We start from the raw sequence: 9218 nt of genomic DNA on the forward strand, positions 1-9218 counted from the left end.
GCCGGGCCATTCCCCTACGCCTGGCGCCGGCAGGAGGCTGACATGGCCATCGAAAACCAACAGATCCACGAACGGCTGGCGCGTCGCTACGACGCCGGCTTCATCACCGACATCGAATCCGACACCTTCCCGCCCGGCCTGAGCGAAGACATCGTCATCGCCCTTTCGGCCAAGAAGGAAGAGCCCGAATGGATGACCGAGTGGCGCCTGGCCGCCTACCGGCATTTCCTCACCATGCCGATGCCCGAGTGGGCCAAGCTTGAAATCGCGCCGATCGACCTGCAGTCGCTGAGCTACTTCAGTGCGCCCAAGGGCCCGAAGTACAAGTCACTGTCGGAAGTCCCGCAGGAGCTGCTCGACACCTACGAAAAGCTCGGCGTGCCGCTGCACGAACGCGCCAAGCTGGCCGGCGTGGCGGTGGACGCGGTGTTCGACTCGGTGTCGGTCGGCACCACCTTCCGCAAGGAACTGGCCGAGAAGGGCGTGATCTTCTGCTCGATGTCCGAGGCCATCAAGGAACACCCCGAGCTGGTGCGCAAGTACCTGGGCACGGTGGTGCCCACCGGCGACAACTACTTCGCCGCACTCAACTCGGCGGTGTTCTCCGACGGCAGCTTCGTCTTCATCCCCAAGGGCGTGCGCTGCCCGATGGAGCTGAGCACCTATTTCCGCATCAACGCCGGCCACACCGGCCAGTTCGAGCGCACCCTGATCATCTGCGAGGAAAAGGGCCACGTGTCCTACCTCGAAGGCTGCACGGCGCCCCAGCGCGACGAGAACCAGCTGCACGCGGCGGTGGTCGAACTGGTGGCGCTCGAAGACGCCGAGATCAAGTACTCGACGGTGCAGAACTGGTACCCGGGCGACGAGAACGGCAAGGGCGGCATCTACAACTTCGTCACCAAACGCGGTGAATGCCGCGGCGACCGTTCGAAGATTTCCTGGACCCAGGTCGAGACCGGTTCGGCGATCACCTGGAAGTACCCCAGCTGCGTGCTCAAGGGCGACGATTCGGTTGGCGAGTTCTATTCGGTGGCGCTTACCCACCACCGCCAGCAGGCCGACACCGGCACCAAGATGATCCACCTGGGCAAGAACACCAAGTCCAAGATCATCTCCAAGGGCATCAGCGCCGGCCGCGGCCAGAACACCTACCGCGGCCTGGTGAAGATCGAAAAAACCGCCGCCAACGCCCGCAACTACACCCAGTGCGACAGCCTGCTGATCGGCAAGAAGTGCGGTGCGCACACCTTCCCCTACATCGAGGTCAAGCACCCGACGGCCACGGTCGAACACGAGGCCACCACCTCGAAGATCAGCGAAGACCAGCTCTTCTATTGCCTCAGCCGCGGCATCGGCGAGGAAGACGCGGTGTCGATGATCGTCGACGGCTTCTGCCGGCAGGTGTTCCGCGAGCTGCCGATGGAGTTCGCGGTGGAGGCCAAGAAATTGCTGGAAGTGTCGCTCGAAGGCGCCGTCGGATAACCAGGATTGGAATGAACATGCTCAAGATCAAAGACCTGCACGTAAGCATCGGCGGCAAGGAGATCCTCAAGGGGCTCAGCCTTGACCTCGCCCCCGGCCAGGTGCACGCCATCATGGGTCCCAACGGCGCCGGCAAGTCCACGCTGGGCAACGTGCTGGCCGGGCGCGAGGGTTACGAGGTCACCCAAGGGTCGATCGAACTCGAAGGCCGCGACCTGCTGGCGCTGGAACCCGAGGAACGCGCCGCCGCCGGCGTTTTCCTGGCCTTCCAGTACCCGGTGGAAATCCCCGGCGTGAACAACACCTACTTCCTGCGCACCGCGCTCAACGCCCAGCGCAAGGCGCGCGGCGAAGAGGAACTGGACTCCATGCAGTTCCTCAAGCGCGTGCGCGAAAAACTTTCCGTGCTCGACCTCAAGGACGAACTGCTGCACCGCGGCGTCAACGAAGGTTTCAGCGGCGGCGAGAAGAAGCGCAACGAAATCTTCCAGCTGGCCCTGCTCGAGCCGAAGCTGGCGATCCTGGACGAAACCGATTCCGGCCTGGACATCGACGCGCTCAAGGCCGTGGCCGACGGCGTCAACCTGATGCGCTCGCCCGACCGCGCCTTCCTGGTCATCACGCATTACCAGCGCCTGCTCGACTACATCAAACCCGACGTCGTGCACGTGCTGGCCGACGGCCGCATCGTGGAATCGGGCGGCCCGGAGCTGGCGCTTGAACTCGAAGCCCACGGTTATGCCTGGGTCAAGGACCGGATCGCCCCGCAGGCCGCGGCAACGCCATGAGCAACCTGGTCGACTCCTTCCGGCAGGGCTTCGAAACGCTGCCGTCGGCGCTGGTGGACGCGCAGGGCCTGGGCGATTGCCGCCGCGCCGCACTGGCCGCGGCGCTGGCCGACGGCCTGCCCGGCGCCCGCGTGGAAGCCTGGAAATACACTTCGCTGCGGGCGCTGGCCAACCGCGCCTTCGCCTCCGGTGCGCAAGCCACCGTGCCGGACCCGGCGCTGCTGGCGGACATCCCCGCGCCGCGGCTGGTGTTCGTGAACGGACGCTTCGACGCCGGCCTGAGCCAGCTCGACGAGCTGCCCGAGGGCGTCGAACTGCGGCCGCTGTCGCAGGCACTGGCCGGCGACGACCCGCGCGCGGTGTCGGTGCTGGCGCGCCGCTACGAGCGCGCCGACGAACCCTTCGCCCGCTTCAACGCCGCGCTGGCGACCGAAGGCGTGCTGCTGCGCCTTCAGGCCGGCGCGACCGTGGCGACGCCGCTGCACCTGGTCTTCGTCGGTGCCCCCGCCGGCGCCGACCAGGCCGCGCACCTGCGCCACCTGGTCGAACTGCGCAAGGGCGCCTCGCTGACCGTGGTCGAACACCACCTCGGCGCCGGCGCCCACCGCAACCTGGTCAACCACCTCATGCACGTGCACCTGGCCGGCGGCGCCCGCCTGCGCCACGCCCGCCTGCAGAACGAGGACAGCGGCGCGACGCTGTTCACCCGCACCGACGCCGTGCTCGCCTCGGACACGGTCTACCGCCGCGTGGACCTCGAGCTTGGCGCCGGCCTGTCCCGCCACGAGTTGCACGTCGATCTGCAGGGCGAAGGCGCGGCGCTGCACGCCGGCGGCGTGCTGCTGGCCGACGGCCGACGGCACCTGGACACCCGCCTGGGCATCCGCCACCAGGCCCGCGACACCCGCTGCGACCTGCCCTGGCGCGGCCTGGCCGACGATCGCGGCCGTGCCGTTTTCCACGGCGGCATCGAGATCCGCGCCGGCGCCGACGGCAGCGAAGCCGAGCTCTCGAACAAGAACCTGCTGCTGTCCGACTCGGCCGAAATCGACAGCCAGCCGGTGCTGGTGATCCACGCCGACGAAGTGAAGGCGGCGCACGGCGCCACCGTCGGCCGCCTGGACGAAACCGCGCTGTTCTACCTGCGCAGCCGCGGCCTGCCCGCGGCGCAGGCGCGGGTGCTGCTGATGCAGGCCTTCCTGCGCGAACCGCTGCGCGCGCTCGACGACGCCGACCTGGCCCGGCTGCTGGGTGACACGGTCGCCGCGCGCCTGGGCACCGCCGGGAACACGCCATGAACCAGGCCAAGCACGTGGACTGGTCGCAGCTTCGCGCCGACTTCCCGGTGCTCACGCGGGAAGTGCACGGCAAGCCGCTGGTGTACCTGGATTCGGCCAATACCTCGCAGAAGCCGCAGCAGGTCATCGCGGCGATGGACGACTTCTACCGCGAGCACAACGCCAACGTCTCGCGCGCGGTGCATGCGCTGGGCAGCGAGGCCACCGAGGCCTACGAAGGCGCGCGCCGCCGGCTGGCTGCCTTCGTCAACGTGCCGGCCGACGAACTCATCCTCACGTCGGGCACCACCTTCGGCATCAACCTGGTGGCCTACAGCTGGGCGCTGCCGCGGCTCAAGGCCGGCGACGTCATCCTGCTCACGCGCATGGAGCACCATGCCAACATCGTGCCCTGGCAGCTGGTCTGCGAACGCACCGGCGCCAGCCTGCGCGTGGTGGAGCTGGCGGCCGACGGTTCGCTGGACATGGACGACCTGCGCGCCAAGCTCACCGGCGACGTGAAGCTGCTGGCCTTCACCCATGTCTCCAACGTGCTGGGCACGGTCAACCCGGTGGCGGAAATCTGCCGCCTGGCGCGCAAGCAGGGCGTGGTGACGCTGGTCGACGGCTCCCAGGCCCTGCCCCACCGCGCCGTGGACATTCCGCTGCTGGGCTGCGACTTCTACGCCTTCACCGGCCACAAGATGCTCGGCCCCACCGGCACCGGCGGGCTGTGGGCGCGTCGCCAGCACCTGCGCGAAATGCCGCCCTTCCTGGGCGGCGGCGAGATGATCAAGGAAGTGCGCTTCGAGGGCACCACCTTCAACGACGCCCCGCACAAGTTCGAAGCCGGCACGCCCAACATCGCCGGCGTGGTCGGCCTGGGCGCGGCCGCCGACTACCTGTCCGCCATTGGCATGGCCGAGGTCGAAGCGCGCGAGCAGGCCCTGCTGGCCATCGCCACGCAGCGCCTGTCCGGCATCGAAGGCCTGCGCATCCTGGGCACCGCGCCGGGCAAGGCCTCGGTCATCAGCTTCCTGGTCGACGGCGCGCACGCCCACGACCTGGCCACCCTGCTCGACCTCGAAGGCATCGCCGTGCGTTCGGGCCACCACTGCGCGCACCCGCTGATGGCGCATTACGGCGTACCGGCCACCTGCCGCGCGTCGCTGGCCTTCTACAACACCGAAGCGGAAGTCGAAAAACTCGCCGCCGGCATCGAAAAAGTCCGCAAACTGCTGCTTTGACACGCCCGAGCCCGTCATGACCCTGCAGACCGCCCTGCCTGCCCTCGCCTTCCGCGCCGCCACGCCCGACGACGTCGGCGCCATCGTTGCGCTCGTCGAATCGGCCTACCGTGGCGAAGCCAGCCGCGCCGGCTGGACCACCGAAGCCGACCTGCTCGACGGCCGCCGCACCGGACCCGAAGACGTGCTGGCGCAGCTGGCCAGGCCACAAAGCCGCATGCTGCTGGCCGAACGCGATGGCGAACTGCTCGCCTGCGCCCACGTCGCGGTCGAGGACGGCGCCGGCTACTTCGGCATGTTCTCGGTGCGGCCTGGACTGCAGGGCGCCGGCATTGGTGGCCAGGTGCTGGCCGAAGCCGAACGTTTCGCCCGCGACGAATTCGGCATGGACGTGATGCGCATGACCGTCATCGACCTGCGCGAGGAACTCATCGCCTGGTACGAACGCCGCGGCTACCGCCGCACCGGCATCAAGAAGCCCTTTCCCTACGGCGACGAACGATTCGGCCTGCCGCGCCGCGACGACCTGCGCTTCGAAGTCCTGGAGAAGGCGCTGTGACCGACTGGGTGCGGGTCTGCGCCACCTCCGAACTGCTTCCCGGGGAATCGCAGGTGGCCTGGGACGGCGACACGCCGATCCTGGTGGTCAACCTCGACGGCGACCTGTACGCCGTCGAGGACAAGTGCACGCACGAAGACTTCGAGCTCAGCGCGGGTGTCATCGAAGGCGGTGAGGTCGAGTGCACCCTGCACGGCGCGCGCTTCGACCTGCGCACCGGCGAGGCCCTGTGCGCGCCGGCCTATTCACCCGTGCCGCGCTTTCCGGTGAAGGTGGAAGACGGCGCCGTCTGGACCCGCGACGACCGCTGATTACCGCTCAGGCGGCGCGGCGCGGAATCCGGAAGTCGGCCGGGCCCAGCAAATCGGTTCCGCAGTCCAGGTCCGACAGCCAGTCCAGGAATTCACCGATGGCCGCCCCGTGCAGTGGCAGGCCGTGCTGGGGCACGATCCACTCCGGCGCCAGTTCGCGCACCATGTCGGCCCACAGGCGAGCGACCCGGCGCGACGCCATGTAGCGCCGGTGGAAACCCAGCATCGAACGCGAATGCGCGGCGAAACCCTCGATCGGGCGGTAGGGCGAGCCCGCCGGCACCATCGAAGAACCCACGTCACCCGGGAACAGGATCCGGCTGGTCGGGTCGTAGAAACTGAAGTTGCCGACCGAATGCAGGAAGTGCGCCGGCAGGGCCACGAGTTCCGCCCCGTCCATTGGCACCACGCCACCGTCGTCTTCGAGCAGCAGGTAGCGGTCGTTGCCGGTGTTCTTCTGGTAATGCGGCACGCTGTGCGGCACGAACCGGCCCCACAGCCGCGAACACACGACGGTGGCGTCGGTGTACATGAGCCAGCGGTCCACGGCGCCGATGATGTCCGGGTCCTGGTGCGAGGCCAGGATGTACGACAGGTTCTTCGGCGCCACGTACTGGCCCATCGCCAGCACCAGCGGGGTGTAGAGCAGCGCGCCGCCCGGGTCGATCAGCGCCGAGCTTTCGCCGTGCTGCACCAGGAACTGGTTGGCCTGCACGCCGTCGTCGCCCCGCACCAGGTCATGGAATACCACGACCCGGTGGCCATCACGCTCATAAAGTACCGTCGGCATCCGCCTGCACCTTCTTCAGTTCGGGAAGGGCAGCAGGCTAGCGGAGCGGCGCGGGAAGACGCTTGACGGAACTCAAATACCGCCGTTGCCGTCGATGGAAAGCAGTTTTGCCAGCAGCAGTTCGCCGCCACCTTCCAGGATCAGCCGCGACGGGCCGTCGGCATCGGGCAGCAGCAGCACGCTGTCGGACTGTTCCAGGCGCAGCGGCCGGGCCAGGTCCTTGAACCAGGCCTGGCCGCGGATCAGGTGCACCAGCCAGGTGGTGCCGGCTTCGGCGAAGAACACCATCGGCCCCACCAGCGGACGGTGCAGCACCGTGGCTTCCAGCGCGCCACGCCGCCACATCAGGTTGAAGTCGTGGGTCGGGCCGGCGATGAGTTCGGCGCGCAGCGGACGTTCGCCGGAAAAACGGATGCGGTCATGCGGCGGCAGCAGCGTGCTTGATTCACCGTCGTCGAAATGAAGATGCATGCCCTCGCCGGCCATCAGCACCAGTTCGCGATCAACGCCCGGGAAGGGGTAAATCGGCGCGTCCTGGTCGATCTCGGCGATCGAAGCCCGCCAGGTCCAGTCGGCGCTGCCTTCGGGATGGCGGTGGATCTCGCGGGTCCAGCCGCGCTCGTTGCGCCAGCGTTCCCGGCGGTACTCCTGCGCGGGCAGGTGCAGCAGCCGCATCAGGCGTCCTGCAGCGCCACCAGGGCGCGACTGGAACGGGCAAGTGATTCGGCCCAGGAAAACCCGACGATCTCGCGGCCACTGCCGGCGTCGCGGAAGACTTCGGTTTCACCCTCCGGCAGCAGGTGCCGGTAGTCCACGGTCAGCTCCTCGCCGGCCGCGAGGTCGCGCGCGGCGAAGATGAAACCCAGGTGCCACAGGCCATTGGGTTCGAAGCTGTGGTTGACGAAACACTCGTCGGGCCAGTCCAGGCTGACCGTGCACTGGTCCTCGAACCAGCGCACGCTGGCCGCCATTGCCGCTTCGGCGTCGGGACGCGCGCGCACCTGTTCCCAGCGTTGGGTGCCGCGGATGTCGTCGGGCGCGACGACCACCCGCCCGCGCGCCACCGGCGCCTGCAGGAACAGGCCCTTGCCGGCACCCGGGATACACGAGTCTGCAATGCGATACGGCGGCAGGATCATGCCGCGCAGTCTATCGCAGCGGCCTCAGGGCCCGGCGTGATGGAGCCAGGCCGTGTTCCAGTAGGCGTAGTCGCCCAGGCGCCGGACCAGGCCGGCACGCAGCGGCAAACCAACCAGGTGTCGGGCCGCGTCCATGGCCGGTTCGTCCGGCCCCAGCACGCGGTCGGTGAATCCGCGCCCCCACAGCCAGCCGTTGACGCGGTGCCGGTCGTCGACGGCGCGGGAGGTCAGGGATTTGAAGCGCCCGACCAGGGTCGACAGGCTGTCGCGTTCGCCCAACGTCACCAGGCCCTGCCAGTGGTCGGGCATCAGCACCCAGGCCAGCACGGCGCTGTCGCGCCAGGGCCACTGCGCGGTGTGCACACGGCATACGGCGCGCGCGGCCTCGTCGTCGCTGAAGACCGGTCGCCGGTAGAGCGTGGCCACCGACAGCAGGTAGGTCTGCCCCGGCACCGACCAGCGCTCGAGGCGAACCCGGCGGAAGCCGGCATCGGGCTGGTCACGCACCGGCATCGAAGGCGGCATGGTGTCCTCCAGGGGAAAAAGGGCCCGGCGCGGGCCGGGCCAAGTGGGGGTCCACGCGGGGTGGAGGGATCAGTCGGACGCGCTGGCCGCCGCGGGCGCCCGCGCCTTGCCGGCGCCGACCTCGATGCGGTCGCGGTTGGCTTCGACCAGGGCCAGGCCGATGCCCTTGACCTCGGCCAGTTCGTCGGCGCTGCGGAAGGCGCCGTGTTTGGCGCGGTGGCTGACGATGGCCTCGGCCTTGGCGGGGCCGACGCCGTCGAGCACGCGGCCCAGGGTCTGGGCGTCGGCGTTGTTGATGTCGACCTTCTCGGCGGCCAGGGCGCCGCCGGAAAGGAAGGCGCACAGCAGCAGCGAGGAAAGCAGGGAAACGGTCTTGTTCATGGCGGTTCCTTGGGTTTGGGGTCTCGCCGCGCCGGGCTGGCGGCGGCAGGGAAAGTGTCCCCGGCCGGCCGGCCCCACCCCATCGCCAAACCGCTCCGTGCAGGCTCGGAACCGGGCGCCCCGTGCCGTCGGCGCCTTCCTACCCTCACGGCGGCGACGGCCCGGAAGCGTTAAAATCGCCGCATAACCGCAGCAAGGACCCCCATGGACACCGCCAAGACCGAACGTTTCGTCGCCGACGCCTGGGACGGCGACATCGTCCCGCAGCTGGTCGAATACATCCGCATCCCCAACAAGTCGCCGATGTTCGACGCGCAGTGGCGCGAGAACGGCTACATGGACGATGCCGTCAAGCTGCTCGCCGGCTGGGCGAAGGCGCAGCCGATCAAGGGCATGAGCGTCGAAGTGGTGGAGCTCGAAGGCCGCACGCCGCTGATCTACATCGAAGTGCCCGGCCAGGGCGACGACTGCGTGCTGCTCTACGGCCACCTGGACAAGCAGCCGGAAATGACCGGCTGGGCCGACGACCTGGGCCCCTGGAAGCCCGTGATCAAGGGCGACAAGCTCTACGGCCGCGGCGGCGCCGATGACGGTTACGCACTTTATGGTTCGCTCACCGCCATCCGCGTGCTGCAGGAACAGGGCCTGCCGCACGCGCGCTGCGTCATCCTGATCGAAGCCTGCGAAGAATCCGGCAGCTACGACCTGCCCCATTA

Annotated in this window: 12 protein-coding genes; 7 read left to right on the top strand and 5 right to left on the bottom strand. The window is 68.6% G+C overall.

The window, feature by feature from the left end:
- Nucleotides 1–42 precede the first annotated feature (42 nt).
- The 6 genes from sufB to AACZ35_RS09465 are packed head-to-tail and all read left to right on the top strand — an operon-like array spanning nt 43 to nt 5667.
- Nucleotides 43–1485: a Fe-S cluster assembly protein SufB gene (gene sufB / locus AACZ35_RS09440; RefSeq protein WP_339828450.1), complete on the top strand. Its 1443-nt coding sequence runs from the start codon at nt 43–45 to the stop codon at nt 1483–1485.
- Between the two features lie 17 nt (nt 1486–1502).
- Nucleotides 1503–2273: a Fe-S cluster assembly ATPase SufC gene (gene sufC, locus AACZ35_RS09445; RefSeq protein WP_339828452.1), complete on the top strand. Its 771-nt coding sequence runs from the start codon at nt 1503–1505 to the stop codon at nt 2271–2273.
- The gene (gene sufD, locus AACZ35_RS09450) at nt 2270–3571 is read left to right on the top strand and encodes a Fe-S cluster assembly protein SufD (RefSeq protein ID WP_339828454.1); all 1302 of its coding nucleotides are present in this window, start codon (nt 2270–2272) and stop codon (nt 3569–3571) included. The genes sufC and sufD overlap by 4 nt, the downstream gene beginning before the upstream one ends.
- Entirely contained in the window at nt 3568–4797 is a 1230-nt protein-coding gene (locus AACZ35_RS09455; RefSeq protein ID WP_339828456.1) for a cysteine desulfurase, read from the top strand. Before sufD ends, AACZ35_RS09455 begins: the two co-directional genes overlap by 4 nt.
- Before the next feature lie 34 nt (nt 4798–4831).
- Entirely contained in the window at nt 4832–5356 is a 525-nt protein-coding gene (locus tag AACZ35_RS09460) for a GNAT family N-acetyltransferase (RefSeq protein ID WP_339828480.1), read from the top strand.
- Nucleotides 5353–5667: a non-heme iron oxygenase ferredoxin subunit gene (locus tag AACZ35_RS09465; RefSeq protein ID WP_339828459.1), complete on the top strand. Its 315-nt coding sequence runs from the start codon at nt 5353–5355 to the stop codon at nt 5665–5667. Before AACZ35_RS09460 ends, AACZ35_RS09465 begins: the two co-directional genes overlap by 4 nt.
- A 7-nt stretch (nt 5668–5674) precedes the next feature.
- Here AACZ35_RS09465 and AACZ35_RS09470 read toward each other — a convergent pair whose 3' ends face one another.
- From AACZ35_RS09470 to AACZ35_RS09490, 5 genes are all read right to left on the bottom strand, one after another.
- Complete coding sequence (locus AACZ35_RS09470) at nt 5675–6457, bottom strand: MBL fold metallo-hydrolase (RefSeq protein ID WP_339828462.1); 783 nt, start codon at nt 6455–6457, stop codon at nt 5675–5677.
- A gap of 72 nt (nt 6458–6529) precedes the next feature.
- A complete protein-coding gene (locus AACZ35_RS09475) occupies nt 6530–7132 on the bottom strand; it encodes a HutD family protein (RefSeq protein ID WP_339828466.1) in 603 nt (200 codons plus the stop codon).
- Entirely contained in the window at nt 7132–7596 is a 465-nt protein-coding gene (locus AACZ35_RS09480) for an SET domain-containing protein (protein WP_339828468.1), read from the bottom strand. The genes AACZ35_RS09475 and AACZ35_RS09480 overlap by 1 nt, the downstream gene beginning before the upstream one ends.
- 24 nt (nt 7597–7620) lie before the next feature.
- The gene (locus tag AACZ35_RS09485) at nt 7621–8121 is read right to left on the bottom strand and encodes a transposase (RefSeq protein WP_339828471.1); all 501 of its coding nucleotides are present in this window, start codon (nt 8119–8121) and stop codon (nt 7621–7623) included.
- Nucleotides 8122–8190: 69 nt separating this feature from the next.
- Nucleotides 8191–8502, bottom strand: a complete 312-nt coding sequence (locus AACZ35_RS09490; protein WP_339828474.1) for a helix-hairpin-helix domain-containing protein — start codon at nt 8500–8502, stop codon at nt 8191–8193.
- A 204-nt stretch (nt 8503–8706) separates the two neighbouring features.
- Between AACZ35_RS09490 and AACZ35_RS09495 the strand changes: the two genes are divergently transcribed.
- On the top strand, nt 8707–9218 hold a 512-nt coding region (locus AACZ35_RS09495; RefSeq protein WP_339828477.1), incomplete at its 3' end, for a M20/M25/M40 family metallo-hydrolase.

The organism is uncultured Arenimonas sp., assembly GCF_963976025.1.
GTDB lineage: Bacteria > Pseudomonadota > Gammaproteobacteria > Xanthomonadales > Xanthomonadaceae > Arenimonas.